Consider the following 22241-nt stretch of genomic DNA (forward strand, 5'->3'; position numbering starts at 1 on the left):
CGGATCAATGACGATGGTAGGAAAGCGCCTGGGCATCAGCGCCGCGGCGGGTGGTATCGATGCCCAGGCCGCGCGCCAGCGCGCCCAGCGCGTCCACCGCGGAGAAGCCCAGGATCATGCCGATGGCGGCCAGCCGGCGCAGCCCTCGCAGCGGCGCCAGGTCCTGCCGGTTCAGCGCGCGCAGGCTATGGCGCAGGCGGATCGCCAGCACGCACAGCGGACCGATGGGGCCGCTGCGCGCCAACCATTGCATGCGGGCGGACGCGTAGGTGCGAACCAGGAAAGGCGTCAGCCCGACGCTGTCCTGGCCGCGCATCCAGCGCAATTGCAAGGCTTCCAGGCGGCTGTCGGGCAGGCGATGTTCGGTATGCGCGCGCGCGGCGTAGTGCAGGGGGATGCCGGCGACGACCAGACGCAGGCCCAGCACCTGGCAGTGCGCGCGGTACACCCCTTCCAGAGGCTGGTAGCGGTACTGCGCGAACACGGCCCGTTCGAAGGCCACATTATTGGCGTAGAAATTGGCCGTGGCGCCGGCACCGAACCGGCTGGGGAAGTACATGAAATCTATCGTCGTCAGCGCGGTGCCGGCGATGGTCTGGGCGTAGCTGGTGCGGCCGGCCACTACCCTGGGCGCGTCGGCCAGGGCAAAGGGCGCCAGCAACTGCTCCAGCCAGTGCGCGGCGGGCACGCAATCGGCATCGCCAAACACGACGTAATCGCAGCGCGCGGGATCGGTGCGGTCGAAGCCCAGGTTCTTGGCATCGTAGTAGCCGGTGTCCGCCTGGATGCGGACGAAGTCGACCGGGCATGCAGCCAGGCTTTCAATCTCGCTGCATACTGCCGACGGCAGGCCGTCATGCGTGATGACGACTTGCGCCAGGCTGGCCAATGGCATCGATTGCCGGCCCAAGGCCGCAACGAGCCGTTTCAGGCTGCTAGCAACTCTTTGCAGGTCGGCTCCGCCGCGCAAGTTGTTCGTTTCGAGCACCAAGGCGGTTCTTGCAGCGATTCGTTCTGTGGGCATCACGCTCTCGTTCTTCGGCGTTGCGGCAATTCTAAACCCAATGGGGACAGATTAGCGCCAGCATGCCGGGAAGATGCGGAAACATTCTCTGAGCTATCGAGATTCGGCGCGCCCGGGTCGCGTGATAGCCTGCCCGGCAAACTCATGAACGCCTCATTCAGCAAGCCCCATCGAGGAGGACATCCCAATCTCCGACCGTAATCCCTCGCACAACCACCCCCAGGCAGCGCCTGGCCAACGCGCTTCTCATCTGCCGTCGCTGACGCCCCTGCGCGGCATCGCCGCTATCTGGGTGGTCCTGTATCACTACGGCGTGCTTTATTTCCCCAGCATGCAGCCGGACAAACATACCGCGCTATTGAACAAGGGCTATCTGGCGGTGGACCTTTTCTTCCTGCTCAGCGGTTTCGTGATGGCGCATGTCTACTGCGAAGTGTTCGAGCGGCGCGTCGACTCGCGCAGCTATTGGTCTTTTCTGTCGGCACGTATCGCGCGGCTGTATCCACTGCACCTGGCGGTGCTGGGCTTGTTCGTGGCCCTGGCGCTGATCGTCAGCATCACGGAGTATGCGGCGGGCGGCCCCCTGGCAGGCATCCCCGTCACCGGCGTGCGTTCCATGCTGGCGCTGCTCGCCAATCTGTTCATGCTGCAGGGGCTGCATGCCAGCACCTTGAGCTGGAACTACGCGGCGTGGTCCATCAGCCTGGAGTTCATGGCCTACCTGGCGTTTCCCTTCGTGCTGGTGCATGTGTGGCGCGCCGGACCGCGCGCGCGGGGGCTGCTGGCCTTGTTCCTGTGCGCCGTGCTGGCGGGGCTGGCATGGTGGACGGGCGATGACTTCAACCAATGGGACGGGCCGACCACCCTGCTGCGCTGCCTGCCGGAATTCCTGCTGGGTACGCTGCTGTATCGCGTGTATGTCTCGCAGCCGCGCGCGGGCCTGCTGTCCGGGGATGCCATCGCGGCGGTGCTGCTGGCACTGGTGCTGTTGACCCTGCACCTCAAGGGGCCGGACCTGTTGGTGGTCGTGCTATTCGCGGCGCTGCTGATGGCGGTGGTGTCGAACCGCAGCCGCATCGGCGCATGGTTGAACTGCAGCCCGCTGATCTGGCTGGGCGAGGTGTCCTATGCCCTGTACCTGATCCACGGCCTGGTGGAGCACACGACCAGCGAAATCCTGGCGAAGGCGCTGCATATCCAGGACCGCCATGCCTTGTCCACGGGATCCTCGTTCGGCATGATGATGCTGATGGTTGGCGTCAGCCTGTTGCTGGCCGCGGCCTGCTATCGCTGGATCGAGAAGCCGGCGCAGCGGTATCTGCGCGGCGCCCTGGCCTTGCGTAGCGATGCGGCCGGCATGGCCGTCAACCAGGCAAGGAAGCCGTCACGGGCGTGATGGTCGGCCGCTGCGCCGTGATGGCGCTGCCCATGGAAGCGGCCATGATCAGCGCGATGGCCACCCATTGCGTCGCGCTCAGGTGTTCGTCGAGCAGCAGCAAGGCCAACAGCGCCGCCGCCGCGGGCTCCATGCTGAGCATGATGCCGAAGGCCTGCTTGGGCAGGCGCTTGAGCGCCACCATTTCCAGCGACATCGGAATGGCGCTCGACAGCGCCGCCACGCCCAGGCCCACCAGGATCACCGTGGGCGACAACAGGGCCGAGCCGGCTTGTATCGCGCCTATCGGCACGACCACCACCGCCGCCACGGTCAGCCCCAGCGATACGGAATGACCGGCATGCATGTGTTCCACACGCTTGCCGCTGATGATGTACGTGGCCCAGAGCGCTGCCGCCACCAGGGCGTACATGACGCCGGTGGGATCCAGGGTGCTGACGTTGTTGACCAGGGGCAGCAGCAGAAGCAGTCCCACGATGGCGAACACCACCCAGATGAAGTCCATGGGACGGCGCGATCCGAGCAGGGCCACCAGCAGCGGGCCGGAGAACTCGATGGCCACGGCGACGCCGAAGGGGATGGTGCGCAGCGCCATGTAGAAGCAGAGATTCATGGCGCCCAGCGCCGCGCCGTAATAGGCGACCATGCGCGCGTCGCGGCCCTTGAGCGGCCAGCGCCAGGGCCGCCACAAGATCAGCAAAAGCAGCGCGGAGAACCCCACCCGCACGGCAGTCGTGCCCTGTGCCCCCACCAGCGGGAAAAGCGTGTGCTTGGCCCACGATGTCCCCAACGCAAGAAATGTCACTGAACCGAGGACGGACAACAGCGGTAACAACGAGGCGCGGCGCATGGGTGAGGCAGAAGATCGGTGAGGCGGAGCATGGGTGGAAGGCGTGATTTTGCCGGATTTCCATGCGGATTGCTGCCGCCTTCTTTTGCCCCCGGGGCGTATCGCTCAATGCGATGCCACGGCGGGGGTGTTGCGCATCGTCAGGTAGCTGGCCAGCGCCAGCACCCAGGCGGCGATGCCGCCGTACAGCATGATCCAGCCGAAGCCATGTGCCAGTGCGGCCCGTGCCAGGGAGTCGAACATGGCCGATGGCATGGCCCCGGGCACGGCCGCGGACAGTGTCGCCGCCGCTTCTTGCAGATTGCCCGAGGCGATGCGGTTGGCCAGTGCGCGACTGGCGTCACCGGCTGCCAGCGCCGGCAAGGCGCTGCGCAGATAGTGCGCGACACCGGCGACCAGCAGGAATCCCATCATCGCGATGTTCATCGCCAGGGAGATCATGCGGGCGCTCATGTCTATGCCCGATGCCATGCCGGCGCGCGCGCTCGATACGGATCCGGTGCTGGTATTGGTGACTGGGGTATTGGTCAATCCCAGGCCGGCGCCGGCGACCAGGCAACCGGGCAGGACGGTCAACCATTGCATTTCGCTGCCGATGCGCATCAGGATGAAGCCCAGGCCGATCACGAACATGCCGGTCGGGATGGCGACGCCTGGCCGGTAACGCAGCGCAAGGCGTTCACCCAGCGGCGGAAAGACCAGGGTGGGCAAGGTGTAGGCCAGCAGCGCCGCGCCCGCGTGGGCCGCGTCCTGGCCCAGCGCGCTCTGGAAGTAGATGGGCAGGTAGATGACCATGGGCCAGAAGCTGAAGTTCATCCCTGCCGAACCCAGCAGCGCTCCGGAAAAATTGCGCACGCGGAACACCGAGAAGTCGAACATGGGATGGGCGGCACGGGCTTCGGCGAGGATGAATGCGCCGAAGGAGATCCCGCTTACCGCCAAGGCGGCGAGGGCGGACGCGCTGCCGAATCCCCCGTCCGCACCTTGCGTGACGAAATACGCCAGCCCGAGCACTGCCAGCGATAGCGTCACGGTACCCGCCACGTCCAGCTTGCCGGCATGCGGATCGCGCGATTCCTGCACGCTGGCGGCAGCCAGCAGCCATGTCGCCACGGCGATCACGGCATGGACCCAGAACACCCAGCGCCAATTGGACAGGGTGACGATGACGCCCCCCACCAGGGGGCCGAAGCCAAGCCCGATGCCGAAGATGATGCCCCATGCGCTGAACGCCTTCGCCCGCATGCCGGGATGGCTGAACTGGCGCGATAGCACGGCCACCAGGCAGATCAGCATCGCGCCGCCGCTGGCGCCTTGCAGCACGCGGGCGGCGATCAGCAAGGGCGTGGTCCAGGCCAGCCCGCATAGCAGCGACGACACGCCGAACAGCACGATCGAATAGAGGAACACGCGCTTGCGGCCATAGCGGTCGGCTAGTGCGCCGGTGGCCATCAGCACCGCCGTGCAGGCGATGGTGTAGCCGTTCATGATCCACTGCATCCCGGTGAAACTGCCTTGCAGCGTATGTTCCAGGATAGGCAGGATGACGGGCACGCTGGAAATCTCCAGGCCGAACATCAGGGCGGCCAGGCACACGGCCAGTACGGCAAGGCGGTCACGCGATGAGAAAACGGCGGGTGCCGTCGCAGCGGGACCGGTGGGTGGATAAGCGTCCTGGGGGGCCGAGGTGGGGCCAGTGGCAGGGGCCAACTTGGCGGCCAGGTTTTCGCGCGCCTGCATGGTGCGGTTACTCCGTAAGGGTGGGCGTCCGGCGGCAGGTCTCGATTGCCCGCGGACACGACGAACGGAGTTTATGGGAATAAAATTCCCATATTGGTTAGTTCTATTCCTATAATATGATCCTCAAATGATCCAATTCCAGGTCTTAGCCTGGGGTAGAACGCCTCACGGAAGGCTTCGGGGGCGAGCCCCACAGGCGCACGCCTGGACGAGACTCTCATGATCGACAAACTGGATGGCGTCACCACCTTCGTGCAGGTCGTGGAAACCGGCGGATTCGCCGCCGCCGCCGAACGGCTGGAGCTGACCCGATCGGCGGTCGGCAAGGCCATCGCCCGGCTGGAAGCGCGCCTGGGCGTGCGGCTGATCCAGCGCAACACGCGCAACCAGGCGCTGACCACGGAGGGCCAGGCCTACTACGAGCGCTGCGTGCGCGCGCTGGCCGAACTGGATGCCGGCGAAGCCGACCTGGACAGCGGCCGCATGGCGCCCAGCGGACGGCTGCGCGTAAGCGTGCCGGAGGCTTTTGGACAACTCTGCGTGGCGCCCGCGCTGCTGGCACTGACGCAGCAGCATCCCAAGCTGCACGTCGACCTGTCGTTCTCCGATCGCTACGTGGATCTCATCGAGGAAGGTTTCGACCTGGCGATACGCATCGGCGTGCTGGAAGACAGCAGCACCCTGGCGGCGCGTCGCCTGGGCACGCAGCACACGGGCATAGGCGCGTCACCGGCATATCTGGCGCGCCACGGCACGCCGCGCGACGTCGGCGATCTGGATGGCCATGTGCGCATCGCGTATTCGCATGGCGGGGCCACCGCGGCCTGGACGCTGCGCGATGGTGCCGGCCGCACGCGGCGCGTGGACGTGCCGGCGCAGATCAGCATGGACGACGTGCAAGCCATTGCGAATGCGGCCGCCGCAGGCCTGGGTTTGGCATGGTTGCCGCATTGGCTGCTGATGCGTTACGTGCAGCGGGGGGAGTTGGTGCAGGTGCTGGAGGACACCAGCATCGAGCCGCAAGAGGTCTATGCCGTGTGGCCCCAGGCGCGCCACCTGCGCTGCAAGACCCGCGCCGCCATCGACGTGCTGGTGGAGCGTATTCCTGGGCTGATGCTCGCGCGCCAATCCTGAGCTCGCCTCGCCGGGCAGGACGGCCCGCTGCTCGGCCCCCGCATCCCCTACCGCCCCTTGAACACCGGCGCGCGCTTCTCCAGGAAAGCCTGGCGCGCCTCCTTCGCGTCGTCGGTTTTTGCGACCTGCGCGGTCATGTCCTGTTCGTAGCGGTAGCCATCGCGCAGGCTCATGTCCTCGATGGCGTTGGCCGTCTGGATCATCAGTTGCACGGATACGGGGCTCTTGGAAGCGATCTGGCGCGCGATGGCGCCCGCCTCCTCCATCAGGCGATCGTTGGGCACGCAGGCTTCGACGATGCCCAGGCGATACAGCTCCGCGCCTGTTACGCGCATGCCCGTCAACATCATGCGACGCAGACGCGAATGGCCGAACAGGCGCTGCGCATGTTTCACCCCGCCCAGCAGGCCTACGTCCACTTCGGGCAGCGCCAGGCTGGCGCTTTCCGCCGCCACCAGGATGTCGCAGGACGCCGCGATGCCCAGGCCCGCGCCCAGCGCCGGACCATTGAGCGCGGCGATGACCGGCTTGGGACACTCGCGAATGGCGTGGAACAGTTCACGCGTCCGGCGCGAATGCTGCGGCAGGCCGCCAGGCTGGTCCAGCATCTGGCCGCGGTTCTTCAAGTCCGCGCCAGCGCAGAACACCTTGCCCTGGCCGGTGAGCACGACGCAGCGCACCTCCGGATCGTCGCCGAACTGATCCAGCGCCAAGGTCAGATCCTGCAGCAGCTGCGTGTTGACGGCGTTCACCGGCGGATGATCCAGCCACACGGTGGCAACGTGATCCTGCAACGCCACGCGCAGGGTATCGAAACGGTATTCGGGCATTTTCACTAGTCTCCTGGGTCGATTCAATCAGATGGCCTGTTCCGCGCGCAGCCCTTCGATCTCCGCGCCGCTCAAACCCAGTTCGCTCAGCACTTCGTCGGTATGCTGCCCCAGCGTCGGCGGACCGTCGCCCAGGCGCAGTGCGGTATTGCGAAAACGGAAGGGGCTGCGCACTTGCGGCATCGCCATGCCATCGGGATGCGGTACCGAGAAGCGCATTTCCCGATGCACGACCTGCGGGTCCTCGAACACATCGCCTATCGTGTTGATCGGCGCGGACGGCACGCCTTCGCTTTCCAGCGCCGCCAGCAAGGTGCCCTTGTCATGCTGGATCAATTGTTCATCCAGCCAGGGATCCAGCAGCTCCAGATTGACCACCCGGCCGGCGTTGGTACGGAAGCGCTCGTCCTGCGCCATTTCCGGATGGCCCAGCACCTTGCACAGCTTGGCGTACTGCGCGTCCGAGCCGATGGCCATGATGATGTAGCCGTCGCGGCATTGATACACCCGCTGCGGCTGGATATTGGGATGGCGATTGCCCCGCCGCGGCGGCACCTTGTCGGTCAGCATATAGTTCATCGCCTGGTTGGCCAGCAGCGTCACCCCCACGTCCAGCATGGACATGTCGATATGCTCGCCCTCGCCGCTCACTTCCCGTCGCGCCAGCGCCGCCAATATGCCCGTGGCGGCATACAGGCCGGTAATCAGGTCGACCATGGGCACGCCTATCTTCATCGGTCCACCACCGGGACGGTCATCCGATTCGCCCGTGATGCTCATCAGGCCGCTCATCGCCTGGATCATGAAGTCGTAGGCCGGCTGCTTCGCCCGCGGCCCGGTTTGCCCGAAGCCGGTGATGGAGCAATACACCAGGCGTGGATTCTCCTTGCGCAATTGCTCGTAGCCCAGGCCCAGGCCGTCCAGCACGCCAACCTTGAAATTCTCCAGGACGACGTCAGCGTCGCGCGCCATGCGGCGAATCAGCGCCTGCCCGCGAGGCGACTTCAGGTTGACCGTCACCGACCGCTTGCCACGGTTGCAGATCAGGTAGTAACCGGACTCATTGGACTTGCCACCATCCGGCTTTTGCAGGAAAGGCGGCCCCCATACCCGCGTGTCGTCGCCGACACCGGGCTGTTCGATCTTGGTGACCGTGGCGCCCAGATCGGCCAGGGTCTGGCTGGCCCAGGGGCCGGCCAGCACGCGGCTGAGATCGAGCACGCGGATATGGGACAAAGGATGGGACGGCTGCTGTGACATGTCGCGGGGAACTCCAATCATTGCTTCGGGATGTGCGCTTTCTCTATCACTTCACGCCAGCGCGTCTGCTCCTTGCGCAGCAGCTCCGCCATCTGTTCAGGCGTATTGGCGATGGCCAGGATGCCCTGGTCCAGCATGCGCTGCTTCACGTCCGGCTCGGCGATGGTGGCCTGCAGGGCCGCGGACAGCTTCTGCACGATGGCCTCCGGCGTGGCCTTGGGCACCGTGATGTAGTTGATGGGCGAAGCGTCATAGCCCGGCAGCGTTTTCGACATCGGCGGCACGCCCGGCAGCAGCGGCAGTTCCTCGGCAGTCGTCACGCCCAGCGGAATCAGGCGGCCGTCCTTGATGAAGGATGTGTAGATGCCAACCGTGTCGATCGCGATGTCGCCGTTGCCGCCGACCAGGTCCTTCACCGCATCGCCGGTGCCCTTGTAGGGAATGTGCTGCAAGCGTATGCCAGCCAGGATCTGCAAGAGCTCGCCGTTCAGATGGCTCGATGCACCGATACCCGCGCTGACGAAATTCAGCTCACCCGGGCTTTTCCTGGCCAACTCGATCAGCTGCTGCAGGCTGTTCACGCCCAGCTTCTTGTTGACCACCAGTACACTGGGCGCCAATGAAACCTGCGACACCGGCCGCAGATCTGCGGGGTCATATGGCATGGTCTTCATCAGATAGGGCAAGGTCATCTGCTGCCCCGGCGTGGTGTACAGCAAGGTGTAGCCGTCCGCCTCGGCGCGGGCCACGGCGGCGGCGCCTATCATGCCGCCGGCACCGGCCTTGTTCTCCACGATGACCGGCTGGCCCAGCTTCTTGCCCAGGGTATCGGCCACCACGCGGGCCGTGACATCGGCGCCGCCGCCCGGCGCGAAGGGCACGATCATGCGTATGGGATGGTCCGGGTAAGCGGCGTGCGCCGTGCCGGCCACCAGGGCCAGCGCGCAGACGCGCGTCAGAAATCGCAGCATGGGTCAGTCTCCTTGTTGTTCGCCCGCGTATGCGGACGTGTCGTTGTATTCAGCGTCATGCCATGGATCGCGCATCACGCAAGATCCGGCGGCAGCGCATCCAGGCTGGCCAGCGAGGCGCTGACCACCTCGCGCAGCAAGTCGGTCACCACCTTCACGGCCTGGGTCGGGCGGTCCGTCAACATCAGCGTCACCATGCGCAGCACCTTGGGCTGGACGATTTCCGCCGCCTGCAGATGGCCGCGCTCGACCTCGGCGCTGACCGTATGCCAGGGCAGCACCGTATAGCCGGCGCGCTTGACCACCATCTGCTTCTGGATGAGGCCTGAGTCCGCCTCGATCGACACGCGGATGTCTATGTCATGGCGCCGTCCCATCTCGTCCAGCATCATGCGTACGGACGAGGGCTTGCGCGACAGCACCAGCGGCAGCCCGTCCAGCTTGGCGAACGGCACTTGCGGCCCCGCCGTCACCTGGTCTCCCGGCGGCCCGATCAGATAGGAAGGCAGCCGCAGCAGCACTTCTTCACCGGACGCCAGCGCGTCGTGGCTGCGGTAAGGCAGGCCGATATCGAGCTCGCGCCGCTGCAGCCAGGTTTCGATCTGCCCCGCGCCGCATTCGATGATCTGCATATGGATGCCGGGATATTCTTTCTGCACGCGCAGCAGCAAAGGTACGATCAGTGCCTCGCTCAGCGACGGCAAGGTGCCGATGCGCACGGTGCCGGTGACGCGCCCATGGGCCGCCGCCACTACGTCGTTCAGGGCGTCGGCGCCGGTCAGTACCTGCTCTGCCACCGGCAGGACGAGTTGCCCCAGCTCGGTCAAGCCTACGCCACGGCCGTTGCGGGTAAACAGATAGCCGCCACACTGCTTTTCCAGCATGGACAGGTAGCGGCTGACGGCCGGCTGGCTCACGCCCAGGTCGATCGCCACCTTGGTGATGCTGCCGCTGCGCGCGACCAGGGAAAAAATCCGCAGCGCGCGCAGGTCCCAGCCCTGCGCTTCACTATGCTTGGCCATGGGTGTCGCTTATTCGATGGACAGGTGTTCGGCGGCGATGATGGCGTTCCAGCGCTTGATCTCGCTATCGAAGAAGGCCTGGAAAGCCGGCTGGTCGCGGTAGATCGCCACCGCGCCCATCTCACGCGCCCGCTGCTTCACCACCGGGCTCTCCACCGCCTGGCGTAGCCGCGTCTGCAATTCGCCGATCACCGGCGCGGGCGTCCCGGCCGGTACGAAGATGCCCCACCAGCTGGACGCATAGACATCGTGCACGCCCAACTCGTCCAGGGTCGGCAGGTCGGGCGCGTCGGCCAGGCGCTCGGGTGCCGCCACCGCCAGGGCCCGGATGCGGCCGGTCTTCACATGCGACATGGCCTGCAAGGTGTCGAAGTAGGCATCCACCTGGCCACCCAGGAAATCGTTGATGGCCGCCGACGTGCCGCGATAGCTGACGTGTGTCACCTGCGCGCCGATCTGGCGCGCGAACAGGGCGGCAGCCAGGTTGGGACTGGACCCCACGCCCGAATTGGCGAAGGTCAGGCGCCCGGGCGTCTGCTTGGCGTAGTCCACCAGTTGGTGGACGTCCTGCGCAAGGTCGGCGCGCACGTACAGGATGAGTGGACTGATGGCGACCTGGGCGATCGGCACGATGTCATGCGGATCGTAAGGCAGCGCCTTGATCATCGCGGGATTGGTGGCGGTGCCCACGCTGCCCAGGAGCAGCGTGCGGCCATCCGGTTTGCTCTTGGCGACAAAGGCAGTGCCGATGGCGCCGCCGCCCCCCGGCCGGTTATCGGCCAGGATGGTGAGCTTCTGCCCCGCCTGAAGCTGCTCGGCCAGCAGGCGGCCATACAGATCTGTGATGCCGCCCACCGCATAGGGAATGACGATGCGTTCAACCTGCGTGGCCGCGGGCGGCGCCGCCCGCGCCGCCAGGGGAAAGCCGACGAGTAAGCCGCAAGCAGCGGCGGCCAGCCATGTCTTCACAACGGTCATCTTTGTCTCCGTGCCTGGCATGTTCCCCGCTGCGGGGCGCCCTGCTGTCTTGTTTTGATCCAGGGCCATTCTAAGGACGTTGGCCGTGCGGCATCACAGTGGATTTGTAATAGCTGCCATCAGCGGTCCGTTATGAAACGACGCCCCACCCCTGCCTAGAATTCCGCCACATGGCCAAGGCCAACCGATTCCAGAAAGGACCACAATGACGGCGCTCGACTCCCACACCCTGTTCGGCCCCCTGAACCAGCACGCCGAGTTCATGGACGCGGCGGCGGATCTGCTGGCCCAGGCCTCGCCCCTGACGCGCCTGCGCGCGTTGCGCGGCACGGCACCGGGCTGGGAGCGGCCGCTCTGGCGCCAACTGGCCGATGCCGGCTGGATCGCCGCCGTGGTTCCCGAAGACCGCGGCGGGCTGGGCCTGGACCTGGAAGCGCTGGGCGCGATCGCCACCGCCGTCGGTGAATCCCCCCTGCCCGAACCCTATCTGGGCGCCGGCGCCATGACAGCGCTGATCCTGCCCGCCTTTGCCGACCATCCGCCGGTGGCCGATCTGCTGCATGGGGTGCTGGCTGGTGATGCCGTGCTGGGCCTGGCCTGGCAGGAGAACGCGGGCGAACTGGTGCCGACCTCCGTGTCGACCTCGGTCAATCGCGACAATGGCCGCCTGCATGTGGTCGGCACCAAGCGCTGGGTGGCGCCGGCCGGTGCCGATGGCTGGCTGGTGCATGCACGCCTGGGTGAATTGCCTACCCTGGTGCTGGTGCGGCCGGACGATGCCGGCGTCACCGTCGAGACGGAGTTGCGCGCCGACGGCAGCTCGCTGTGTTCTCTGCATATCGATGCCTACCTGCCGGCTTCGTGCCTGCTGGCGCAGGGCCCGCAGGTGGATCACGTGTGCCAGCAGGCCCTGGAATCGGTACGCCTGCTGCAATGCAGCGAACTGTATGGCATGGCTCGCCGGGTCTACACCCTGACGCTGGACTACCTGAAGACGCGGGTGCAGTTCGGCAAGCCCATCGGCACCAACCAGGCCTTGCAGCATCGCATGGTGGATGCCTACATCAGCGTGACCGTCTGCGGCGCCCTGCTGGCCGAGGCGTGGCGCGACAGCGCCGCGCAACCGACCGCGCAACCCGCGGCGCTGGCCCGGACCGCGACCTTGGCCAAGGCCCGCATCGCCGAACGTGTCGTGGCGCTGTGCCGCGAAGCGGTGCAACTGCACGGTGCCATCGGCTACACGGATGAATACGACGTCGGCCTGTACCTGAAGCGCGCGCTGCAGGTTTCCAGCTGGTTGGGCAGCCCGCGCACGTTGCACGGCCGCTACCTGGCCCTGCGCCAGCCGCAAGGCGATTCCGCGCAGGCCCTGGCGCCAGCCGCCAGCGGCACGGATTATGAAGCCATGAGCGACGACGGCTTTCGTGTGATGATCCGCGACTTCCTGCGCGAGCACTACCCGCAGGCGCAGCGCCATGTGCCGCGCCGATTGCGCCTGCGTGAAGCGCGCGACTGGTACATGACGCTGTCGCGCCAAGGCTGGCTGGCGCCCGCGTGGCCGCGCCAGCATGGCGGCATGGCCTTGTCCCCCGCCAAGCTGCTGGTGTATTTCGAGGAAATGGAGGGCTGGGGCGCCGCGCGCTTGCCGGACCAGGGCATCATCAACCTGGGCCCCGTATTGATCAAGCACGGCACGCCGGCCCAGCAAGCCCATTATCTGCCGCGCATCCTCGCGGGCGAGGACATCTGGTGCCAGGGCTATTCCGAACCCAACGCCGGTTCCGACCTGGCCTCCCTGCGCACCGAGGCCGTGCCTGACGGCGATGACTTCATCGTCAACGGCCAGAAGATCTGGACCACCCTGGCGCACGATGCCACCCACATCTTCGCGCTGGTGCGCACCGACAAGACGGTGAAGCCGCAGGCCGGCATCAGCTTCCTGTTGATCGACCTGGCCACGCCAGGCGTGACCATACGCCCCATCACCAACATCATCGGCGAGCAGGAGTTTTGCGAAGTCTTCTTCGAAAACGTGCGGGTGCCGCAAGGCAACCTGGTGGGCGCGTTGAACCAGGGCTGGGGCATCGCCAAGGACCTGCTCGGCTACGAGCGCATCTTCGCTGGCAGCCCGCAGCAATCGCGCCAGGCCTTGCACCATCTGGAGCAATTGGCGGAAAGCCAGTCGCTGTACGACCTGCCGGAGTTCTGCCAGGTCTACGCGCGCCTGCTGGGCGATGTGCGCGAACTGGAGGCGCTGTACGGCCGCTTTGCCGACATCGTGCGGCGTGGTGAACTGTTGCCGCCGTCGGTGTCGGCGCTGAAGATACTGGCCACCGAAACCTATGTCCGCATCGCCCGCCAGATCGTCTATTGGGCCGACGACGCCGGCGCGTCATGGGAAGGCATGCCCATGCCCAACGGCACCGCGTTGACGCCATGCGCGCCCTTCCTGCAGTCGCTGGTGACGACCATCTACGGCGGATCGAGCGAGATCCAGCGCAACATCGTCGCCAAGGCGGTGCTGGGCTTACCCAATCACTGAGCTGCCATGCTGGCGCCGGCCGGCCTGGGCGAGGATGCCCAGGCACGGACCGCGGTGACGAGCAGTGCGGGCCTGCCGGGCCAAGCAGCCCGTCAACGGATGGCCTGCAAAAGCGTCATCAGGTCATCGGCGGGCATGACGTCCGCATACTTGCTCGCCATGTCGAACAGATTGACCGCATGCGACACCTGTGAACGGTCATAGACGGCGTCCTGCGGCACGACCACCTTGTAGTTCAACGCGCAGGCGTCGACCACGGTGGCTCTTACGCAGCCGCTGGTGGTGCAGCCCGTGACGACCACCGTATCGACACCCAAGCCGACCAGGTAGCTGGCCAACGCGGTGCCATGGAATGCGCTGGCCTGGTGCTTGGGAATCTGGATGTCGCCCTGTTGCGGCCGCACTTCCTTGACGAACTCGTAGTCCGGCGCCGACACGTCCATCACGCCAGGCACCTTGGCTTCGAACTGCCCGCGGTCATGCGACCGCTTGGGTGCGACGTGCGGATACAGCACGGGAGCGCCCATCGCACGAAAGGTCGCCAACAGCCTGGCGATGTGCGGCACCGCCCGCCAGCCATATTCGCCGCAGCTCGTCGGCATCGCGGCGATGGCTTGCTCGATGGGCATGGGCTCATAGCCCATCGACCGGTACTGCACGTCGATCACCAGCAGGGCCGGGCGTTGGCCGATTCCAGTCGGCGCGCCCCAGCCCGCGCGTCGGTAGATGTCCAGTTCCCGATCGGGAATGATGCCATCCCAGGGGCGCACCTGCTTTTCCACAACCTCAGTCATGATGTCAGATCTCCACCGCGGTTGCGTCATATTGGAGCAACCAGTCATAGCGCTCGCGTACCGCCTGCGCGGACCAGTTCTTGTCGATGTAGGGCCACGCCGTCTCGGTTTCGGCCAGGTCCGGGCTGTGGAATATGCCGAACATATGCAGGGACTCCGCCTTCGTGCGGTTGGCGCGGTCGATGCGGGCCCGCTCGTAGTGCTGGAGCGCTTGCGGGATATCGTCGGCGCCCTGCTGCAGGCAGCGCGCCAGCACGAATGCATCCTCCATCGTCATATTGACGCCCATGCCCAGGTACGGCGTCATGGAATGGCAGGCGTCGCCGACCAGCGTCACCTGGCCCTTGGACCACGCGTCCAGCGGATCGCGCACGAACAGCCCCCAGCGGAAAAGATTCTCCGACCCGACGAACAGGTCGATGATGTCCTGGTGCCAGCCTTCGAAATCTTTCAGCGCATCGGCCAGATCGCCTTTCTCGGACCAGGATTCGGTGTGCCACGTATCGCTGTCCACCTGCGCGGAAAAACTGACGAACATCTCGCCGTTCTTCTGCACGGGATAGGTGGTGACGTGCGCCGTCGGCCCCACCCACGTCGAGGCCAGGGCCTCGGCATGCTGCGGTTTCAGTTTGCTCATGGGCGCAAGGCCGCGCCATGCCAGCGCGCCCGTGTAACGTGCCGGCGCGGGGCCGAACATGGACTGCCGTATGCGTGAGTGCGCGCCATCGCAGCCCACCACAACGTCGCCATCGATGTGACCGCCGTCGTCGAGCAACAGGCGCGCGCGCCCGTCGACCGTATCCGCGCCTACCGAACGGACACCGAAATGAACCGCATCGGGCTTGATCGCCACCACGGCTTCATACAGCACGCGTTGCAATTCCGAGCGCAACACCTGGATCAGCGTGTGATCCACTTTCGACGCCTTGGCGTCGCGGTTGTAGACAGACTTCCCTTCGCCGGTTTTCCAGAAACGGATCAACCTGTCCTGCGGCGGCAGATTGATCTTCTCCAGCGTTTCCTTCAAGCCCAGCGCCGCCATGACTTTCGCGCCATTGGCCGATATCCACAGGCCGGCGCCGACTTCACGCAGCTCCGGGGATTGTTCGTAGATATCCACATCGAAGCCCTTCTTCAGCAAAGCGAGTGCCAGGGTCAGGCCGCCCATCCCCGCACCCGCGATGATCACGTGTGTTGGAGGATGGGTATTGTTGGAGTCAGACATGGCGTCTCCTATTGGTAATCGGATGGGTTATGAATGAGGTCCATGATGGCCTCAAGAATCTTTACGTAGCCCGTGCACCTGCAGATATTGCCGCGCAGGTAGTGCCGGACCGTTTCCTCGGACGGCTGTTGGTGACGCGCCAGCATCGCCTTGACCGCCAGGATCATGCCGGGCGTACAAAAGCCGCATTGCAGGGCACCATGCGCGATGAACGCGCGCTGGATGGGGTCCAGCCGCTTGCCTTGCGCCAGGCCCTCGATGGTGGTTACCTCACGGTCCTGCGCGTCGGCGCACAGTGTCGTGCAGCTGGACGTCGGATTGCCGTCCACCAGCACCGTGCAGGCGCCGCAGACCTGCACATCGCAGGACCGCTTGGTGCCCTTGAGCTGGAGCCGCTCGCGCAACACGTCGATCAACATGTCACAAGGCTCGATGTCCAGGGATGTCGCTGCGCCGTTGAGCTTGAAATCCACGCGCATCATGGGAAATTCGTGTTCGGTCTGACTCATGGCAGGCACGCTTTGAGAGCCCGTTCAGCAAGAACGGAAACCAGATGGCGCTTGTAGTCGGCGCCTCCGTGGAGATCGTCGTGAGCATTGATGTCCAGCGCGTCCGCCACGACGGCGGGCCGCAGACGGCGCCACACTTCTTCGGCGGACAGATCGGCCGGCGGCTGGTCGAAAAACGTCGCCGCCGCTTCCTCGGCGCGCCCCAGGCGCGTGGGACGATCGGTTATCGCGCCGGCCCACAGGCTCAAGCGCTGCGGGTTGTCCGTCGACCAGACCGCGGCCACCCCGACCGCGGGCCGTTCGGTATGTCCGAAAGCGCGGTAGGCTGAACGCGTGCCCGCGGACTGCGGCGCGATCTCGATCGACGCCAGCAGCTCATCGTCCCCGCGCGCCGTGGAGAACTCCCCCAGGTGGAAGTCGCGGGATGGCAGGTCGCGCGTCCCGGCCGGGCCGGCCAGCACGACCCAGGCATCCAGCGCACAGAGCATGGTGGGCGCATCGGCATGGGGCTCGGCAAAACACAGCACGCCACCCAGCGTGCCCGCGATCCGCACCCGGATATTGGCGACATGCTCGCTCAGTTCCGCATAGCCTGGCAAGCTTGCGCGGATGACAGGGTCGTTGGCGATGCTGTCGTGCGTCGTCAGCGCGCCTATCGATATCGTGCCGTCCTCTCTTACCTTTACGCCTTTGAGGCCAGGGATCTGCTTGATGTCGATCACATGTTCATAACGCAAGACATGGGCCTTCAGGGCGACCAGCAATTCGGTTCCACCCGCGTGGAATGTCGCGGCGTCGCCGTGCTCCACCTTGAGCGCAATGGCTTCGGCGAGATCGCGCGGCCGGTGCAGGGAGAATTTCTTGGCGCGCATCAGCCAGCTCGCTTACCCAGGCTCGCCGCAACGCCCAGCAAGGGAGCGGCCAGCCACCACCAGGGTGATTGCCCCAAGGCCACCGCGCCATGGGCCACGGCCAGGGCCGCGACCACGTTGATGCCCAGTCTCGGCCACTGGAAGACCAGTTCCGTCGGTCCTTCGCAGCGCGAAGAAATGGCCGGCGCCGAGACGGGCGCGTGCGCGGCCTGGGTGGTTGCACGGGGGCGCGGCGCATCGGCTCGCACCGGCGTGGTGGCCGGCGCAGTGCCTGCTGCGGCCCGTTCTGCTGCCGCAACCGCGGTTGCGCCTGTTTCTCTGGCGTCAACCGCGGTCGCCCCCTCCTCCAAGGCTGCCAGCGCCGGCTCGGCTTGCGACGCGGCGGCCCCGCCCCCGTCCAGCTGGGCCAGCTCCGCACGCAGCCGCTCTTCGAACTCGGCGAACAGCTGTTCCGACCGCTTGCGCACGATCGGATAACCGAGGGAAGCGAGCCGCCCGGCCACCTGCATGCTGGCGCTGACGTCGAGCTTGCACAGCACGTCATCGCCATCACGCTGTTCTTCCAGGTTGACCACCATTCCCACGTCTATCGTGGTGCCGGTGGCCTTGTCGCGACCGGCCGCCTTCAGCGACACCTGCCGCTCGATCTCGTAGGACTCGATGTCGATACGGGTGGGCACGTCCAGCTTGAAAGGCCCGATCTTCTGCCGCATGACAGCGGAGAACTCCTTGAGCTTTTCCACCTCCTCGACATTGTCGCAACCTGGAATGAGCGTAGCGACCCGCTTTACATCGAAGAAGATTTCCCATAGCTGCGTGGCGGTCGCCGGCAGCAGTGCATCGATTCTGAAGTCCATGGCGTCGTTCTTATTTGTCGGTTGGAGTTTTCTGTTGCAGTGCCCGCCACACGCGTTCCGGCGTCAGCGGAAGCTCCTTGATCCTGATTCCCCAGCCCTGGAACAGGGCGTTGGCAACCGCGGGAGCCACCGGCAGGATCGCGCCTTCGCCACCACCTCGGGCGCCAAAGGGACCGGGGCCGTCGCCGCTTTCGATCAAGGCGGTGCCGACGTACTCCGGCACCTCCTCCATCGTGGGCACCTTGTAGTCAAACAGCGTGCCGTTGACGACCTGGCCGTCAGCGTAGATGTACTCTTCGGACAAGGTATGCCCCAGTCCCATGACCATGGCGCCTTCGTCCTGGCCTTCCGCGGCCTTGGGATTCATCACGTGGCCCAGGTCGGCCGCACCGCCGGCGCGCAGGATGCGGATGGCGCCCGTGCCCTCGTCGAGCGCGATTTCGAACGCCCCAGCCCCCGTTTCCCAGAACAAGGGTTGCAGCTTGAACATGCCATCCCTGGTGTTGGGATTGACACGCCCCACCCCCAGGAACTCGCCCGCGGCCATGCCGTTGAACCGACGCAGAAGTTCTATCAGTGCCAGCGAACCCGCCGGCCCTTCGACGGCCCCTTCGACCAGCTTGTAATCCGCCGCAGCGCCGCCCAGCACTTCAGCGGCCATATCGCCTACCTGCCGCACGATGTCCTCGCAGGCCAGTTGCACCGCCAGGCCGATGATCACGGTCGAGCGGCTGGCACCCGTGCCCCAGTCATACGGCGCCTGCAAGGTATCGGGCTGCGCCACCGCGATCATCTTCAAGGGCTGGTTCAGCGACCTGGCCGCGACGATGCGCAGCACACCCCGGCTGCCCTGCCCGATCTCGACAGTATTCGCGGAGACACTGACCGACCCATCCGCGCGCAGGCGCACGATGGCGCCGCCGATGGGCATGATGCCCGGATCCGTCGCACCGACGGCCACGCCAAGCCCGCGCTTGCCCTTGTGTCTGGGCTCGGGCAGATTTTTCAGCGTGTCCAATGCCGCGCGCAGCGAGCGCCGCATGTCGATATCCAGCGGCCGCAAGTCATGCTTCAGCGTCTGGCCCTTGTGCGCCATGTTCAGCATGCGGAATTCGACGGGATCACGGGCCAGGGCGTGGGCCATGATGTCCATCTGCGATTCGGTGGCCCATACCGCCTGCGGACCGCCTATGGAACGGAAGGCGGCGCCCGGCACCGTGTTCGTATAGACACCGATGGCTTCGAGCCGGAGATTGGGAATGTGATACGGCCCGATGGCGCGGATCGCGGCCTTGACGGCGATGGCCGGTCCGGTGTCGGCGTAGGCGCCGCCATTCACCACCGCGCGGACCGTCTTGGCGACTATCCTGCCTTCCGCGTCCACCGCCGTCTTCAGCGTCACTTCCGCATCCAGGCGGCGGCAGGTGAGCATGGACTCGGATATGGTCAGGCAGACCCGTACCGGCGCCCGCGCCTTCCAGGACAAGGCGGCCACCAGCGGATCGATCTTCACCGACGCCTTGCCGCCAAAGCCGCCACCCACGTAAGGCGAATGCACGCGCACGCATGCCAGCGGGATTCCCAGGATTTCCGAACAGACCCGCTGGATGGCGGTGGGCGTCTGGCCGCCGCTCCACAGTTCCAGGGAATGCCGCTGCCAGTGCGCGATGCAGACGTGCGGCTCCATGGCGTAATGGAACACCATGGGGAAGGTGAAGGTGTCCTCGAACACGCGTGCGCCGCCCTGGAAGACGGCATCCACGTCGCCACTCTCATAGGCCCACTGCTGGAACTGGTTGGTGCCCGCGACCGGCGTGCAATGCCCTTTGAAGTAATAGTCGCGCAGGACTTCCATATCTTCGTGGACCAAGGCAGCGTCCGGCGCCAGCGCTTCCTGCGCGGTCGTCGCGTGGGGCAACGCCTCGTAGGTGACGACGATAGTGTCGACGGCCGCTTCCGCCGTCGCTTCATCGATCGCGGCCACGGCGGCCACGGGATCGCCGACGTAACGCACCTTTCCCACTGCGATGACCGGTCGGTCGCGCAGCGACAGTCCCCACCGGGTCTCCGTGCCGGGCAAATCCTTCAGGTCGTCGCCCGTCAGGACGGCGACAACACCGGGCAGCGCCAGCGCGGCGCTCACGTCCAGCTCGGCGATGCGGGCGTGCGGCACGGTGCTGCGCAGGATCTTCCCGTGCAGCATGCCGGGAACGGTGACGTCGCTGGCATAGACCGCGGTGCCGGTGACCTTTTCCAGGTAGTCGGCACGCGGCTCCTTACTGAGAGAGAACTGAGGCTTCGAATGCATGGGGGAGCCCGGTGCTTAGATCGGGGGCCAGGTCCTGCTATCCAGGACCCGGGGAATGCAAGGCTTATTCTTCGAGCGAGATCTTCGACCGCGCGATCACGTCTTTCCACATGGCGGTCTCGGCGGCCTGCCGCTGCACGACCTCCTGCGGCGTGCTCGACGCCGCCTCGACGCCCACAGCGCCCAGGCGCTCCTTGACCTCCTTGGAGGACATGGTCTTGGCGACTTGCGGCACGACCTTGTCGATGACGCTCTTCGGCACACCCTTGGGCGCGTACAGGGCGAACCAGGTGACGGCCTCGAAATTGGGCAGGACGGTCTCGGCCAGGGTCGGCACGTTGGGCAAGGCTTCCGAACGCTTGGCGGTGGTGACCGCCAGCGCCTTCAACTTACCGGCCTTGATGTAGGACAGCACCGCGGGCCCCTGCTCAATGGCCATGACGACCCGCTCCGCGATCAAGTCCACCACCATCGGTGAACTGCCCTTGTATTGCACGGGAAACAGATCGACACCGGCGCGCTGCTTGAACAGTTCCATGAACACGTGTTGCGACGTGCCGGCGCCAGCGGAACCGTAGCCGTACTTGCCGGGGTGCTGCTTGAGAAAGGCGACGAGTTCCTGGATGGTACTGACCGGCAGCGTTGCGGGCACCACCACATACGAGGGATTGAAGCCGAGGATGGAGATGGGTTCTATCTTCTGGTAGACGCTGTCCATGCGCTTGCTCAGCAGCGGCAGCACCGAGAACATCGACGACGCACCGATCAGCATGGTGTAGCCGTCGGGTGCCGCGCGCGACACATAGTCCGCGCCGATGATGCCGGACGCGCCGGCACGGTTGTCCACGATCACGGACTGGCCCAGTTCGCCCAGGCCGGCCGCAACGGAACGCGCATACAGGTCGGTCGCGCCGCCGGGTGGATACGGCGCCACCAGGTTGATGGGCTTGTCCGGATAGGTCTGCGCTTGGCTGGTGCCCAGCAAACCCAGGCCACAGACCAGGCTGGCGAAAAGCTTTTTCCAACTGACGTTAAGCATGGTGATCAACCCCTTGAGAAGTTAGATGCCTTCGTTACGAGACTACTCGCTCGTTCTGTCTAGAAGAACTTCATTCTGCCAAACGGTACGCTACAATGTCAACTAGGACATGCACTAAATAGAGTCAATTAATGGCGGATGAACCAGAAAGCGACGCGAAGGCAGGCGGCGTTGCCGCGGTGGAACGGGCGATTGCCATACTCAATGCTTTCCAGGCAGGCGACGGTTCGCTATCGCTGAATGAGATCGCGCGTCGCACGAAGATGTACAAGAGCACCATCCTGCGGCTCCTGTCGACCTTGGTGCAGGAGCACTGCATCGTGCGCCTGGACGACGGCAACTATCAGTTGGGTTCGATGCTGTTGCACTGGGGCGGGCTATATCAGTCCGCCTTGCGCCTGGACGACCACGTGCCGCCGATGCTGCGCCGGCTGGTACAGGAGACCGAAGAGGGAGCGTCGTTCTTCACCCGGGAAGGCAACCACCGGGTCTGCCTGTTCCGGGTCGATTCGCCCCGGTCGATCCGCGACCATATCCGGACGGGAGACCTGGTGCCGCTGGACAAGGGTGCCGCGGGCCGGGTGCTGACCGCCTTCGATCCGTCGATCACACCCGCGTCGAGAGCGCCGGAGCAGCCCTACATCATTACTGTCGGGGAACGCGAACCGGATATCGCCGCCATCGCGGCGCCGGTATTCGGCCCGCATAAGAACTTGCGGGGAGCACTGGCCCTGTCCGGACCGGCGGCGCGATTCTCCGCGGAACTGCTGCCGTCGATGTCGACCCGCCTGCTGGCGGCGGCCGCCGACCTGACACGGCGACTGGGCGGCGACACCGCCGCCTTCGACAACTGGCAGGAAAAGAGGGTGTCGGCTGCGTAAGGTCGCGGC

At 65.7% G+C, this 22241-nt stretch carries 19 protein-coding genes and 1 pseudogene; 4 read left to right on the top strand and 16 right to left on the bottom strand.

Annotated features, from left to right (window positions below; genetic code table 11):
* Nucleotides 1–4 precede the first annotated feature (4 nt).
* A complete protein-coding gene (locus tag CEY05_RS21435) occupies nt 5–1024 on the bottom strand; it encodes a glycosyltransferase family 2 protein (RefSeq protein ID WP_088597318.1) in 1020 nt (339 codons plus the stop codon).
* A 277-nt stretch (nt 1025–1301) separates the two neighbouring features.
* Here CEY05_RS21435 and CEY05_RS21440 point away from each other — a divergent pair, with 277 nt between their 5' ends.
* A complete protein-coding gene (locus CEY05_RS21440; protein ID WP_369825980.1) occupies nt 1302–2420 on the top strand; it encodes an acyltransferase family protein in 1119 nt (372 codons plus the stop codon).
* Here CEY05_RS21440 and CEY05_RS21445 read toward each other — a convergent pair.
* Nucleotides 2389–3270 (bottom strand): DMT family transporter, encoded by an 882-nt coding sequence (locus CEY05_RS21445; protein WP_088597316.1) that lies wholly within the window; start codon nt 3268–3270, stop codon nt 2389–2391. The two genes, CEY05_RS21440 and CEY05_RS21445, sit on opposite strands and share 32 nt — an antisense overlap.
* 105 nt (nt 3271–3375) lie before the next feature.
* Complete coding sequence (locus CEY05_RS21450; RefSeq protein WP_088597315.1) at nt 3376–5010, bottom strand: MFS transporter; 1635 nt, start codon at nt 5008–5010, stop codon at nt 3376–3378.
* Nucleotides 5011–5229: 219 nt separating this feature from the next.
* Here CEY05_RS21450 and CEY05_RS21455 point away from each other — a divergent pair, with 219 nt between their 5' ends.
* Complete coding sequence (locus CEY05_RS21455) at nt 5230–6144, top strand: LysR family transcriptional regulator (RefSeq protein WP_088597314.1); 915 nt, start codon at nt 5230–5232, stop codon at nt 6142–6144.
* A 47-nt stretch (nt 6145–6191) separates the two neighbouring features.
* On the opposite strand, the gene CEY05_RS21460 is transcribed toward CEY05_RS21455, so the two are convergent.
* From CEY05_RS21460 to CEY05_RS21480, 5 genes are all read right to left on the bottom strand, one after another.
* Entirely contained in the window at nt 6192–6974 is a 783-nt protein-coding gene (locus CEY05_RS21460) for an enoyl-CoA hydratase/isomerase family protein (protein ID WP_088597313.1), read from the bottom strand.
* Nucleotides 6975–7001: 27 nt separating this feature from the next.
* Complete coding sequence (locus CEY05_RS21465) at nt 7002–8234, bottom strand: CaiB/BaiF CoA-transferase family protein (RefSeq protein ID WP_088597312.1); 1233 nt, start codon at nt 8232–8234, stop codon at nt 7002–7004.
* A gap of 17 nt (nt 8235–8251) precedes the next feature.
* Complete coding sequence (locus CEY05_RS21470) at nt 8252–9205, bottom strand: tripartite tricarboxylate transporter substrate binding protein (RefSeq protein ID WP_088597311.1); 954 nt, start codon at nt 9203–9205, stop codon at nt 8252–8254.
* Between the two features lie 74 nt (nt 9206–9279).
* The gene (locus CEY05_RS21475; RefSeq protein ID WP_088597310.1) at nt 9280–10227 is read right to left on the bottom strand and encodes a LysR family transcriptional regulator; all 948 of its coding nucleotides are present in this window, start codon (nt 10225–10227) and stop codon (nt 9280–9282) included.
* Nucleotides 10228–10236: 9 nt separating this feature from the next.
* A complete protein-coding gene (locus CEY05_RS21480) occupies nt 10237–11205 on the bottom strand; it encodes a tripartite tricarboxylate transporter substrate binding protein (RefSeq protein ID WP_088597309.1) in 969 nt (322 codons plus the stop codon).
* A 205-nt stretch (nt 11206–11410) separates the two neighbouring features.
* Here CEY05_RS21480 and CEY05_RS21485 point away from each other — a divergent pair, with 205 nt between their 5' ends.
* The gene (locus CEY05_RS21485; protein WP_088597308.1) at nt 11411–13747 is read left to right on the top strand and encodes an acyl-CoA dehydrogenase; all 2337 of its coding nucleotides are present in this window, start codon (nt 11411–11413) and stop codon (nt 13745–13747) included.
* On the opposite strand, the pseudogene CEY05_RS32005 reads toward CEY05_RS21485, so the two are convergent.
* The 8 genes and pseudogenes from CEY05_RS32005 to CEY05_RS21525 all read right to left on the bottom strand — a co-directional run.
* Nucleotides 13741–13815: pseudogene (locus CEY05_RS32005) on the bottom strand (hypothetical protein); the annotation flags it as partial. The gene CEY05_RS21485 and the pseudogene CEY05_RS32005 sit on opposite strands and share 7 nt — an antisense overlap.
* A gap of 24 nt (nt 13816–13839) precedes the next feature.
* Nucleotides 13840–14541, bottom strand: a complete 702-nt coding sequence (locus tag CEY05_RS21495) for an isochorismatase family protein (RefSeq protein WP_088597307.1) — start codon at nt 14539–14541, stop codon at nt 13840–13842.
* A 4-nt stretch (nt 14542–14545) separates the two neighbouring features.
* Complete coding sequence (locus tag CEY05_RS21500) at nt 14546–15766, bottom strand: NAD(P)/FAD-dependent oxidoreductase (protein WP_088597306.1); 1221 nt, start codon at nt 15764–15766, stop codon at nt 14546–14548.
* A gap of 8 nt (nt 15767–15774) precedes the next feature.
* Nucleotides 15775–16275, bottom strand: coding sequence for a (2Fe-2S)-binding protein (locus CEY05_RS21505; protein WP_233161637.1), 501 nt, complete (start codon nt 16273–16275; stop codon nt 15775–15777).
* Nucleotides 16272–17147, bottom strand: a complete 876-nt coding sequence (locus CEY05_RS21510) for a xanthine dehydrogenase family protein subunit M (RefSeq protein WP_088597305.1) — start codon at nt 17145–17147, stop codon at nt 16272–16274. Before CEY05_RS21510 ends, CEY05_RS21505 begins: the two co-directional genes overlap by 4 nt.
* Nucleotides 17147–18004, bottom strand: coding sequence for a CoxG family protein (locus CEY05_RS21515; protein WP_088597304.1), 858 nt, complete (start codon nt 18002–18004; stop codon nt 17147–17149). Before CEY05_RS21515 ends, CEY05_RS21510 begins: the two co-directional genes overlap by 1 nt.
* 10 nt (nt 18005–18014) lie before the next feature.
* A complete protein-coding gene (locus tag CEY05_RS21520) occupies nt 18015–20312 on the bottom strand; it encodes a xanthine dehydrogenase family protein molybdopterin-binding subunit (RefSeq protein ID WP_088597303.1) in 2298 nt (765 codons plus the stop codon).
* A gap of 64 nt (nt 20313–20376) precedes the next feature.
* Nucleotides 20377–21351 (bottom strand): tripartite tricarboxylate transporter substrate binding protein, encoded by a 975-nt coding sequence (locus tag CEY05_RS21525; protein WP_143220552.1) that lies wholly within the window; start codon nt 21349–21351, stop codon nt 20377–20379.
* A gap of 131 nt (nt 21352–21482) precedes the next feature.
* On the opposite strand from CEY05_RS21525, the gene CEY05_RS21530 reads away from it, so the two are divergent.
* Nucleotides 21483–22232, top strand: coding sequence for an IclR family transcriptional regulator (locus CEY05_RS21530; RefSeq protein ID WP_088597301.1), 750 nt, complete (start codon nt 21483–21485; stop codon nt 22230–22232).
* The last annotated feature ends 9 nt before the right edge of the window (nt 22233–22241 follow it).

This window comes from Achromobacter sp. HZ34 (assembly GCF_002209485.1).
Lineage (GTDB): Bacteria > Pseudomonadota > Gammaproteobacteria > Burkholderiales > Burkholderiaceae_B > Bordetella_C.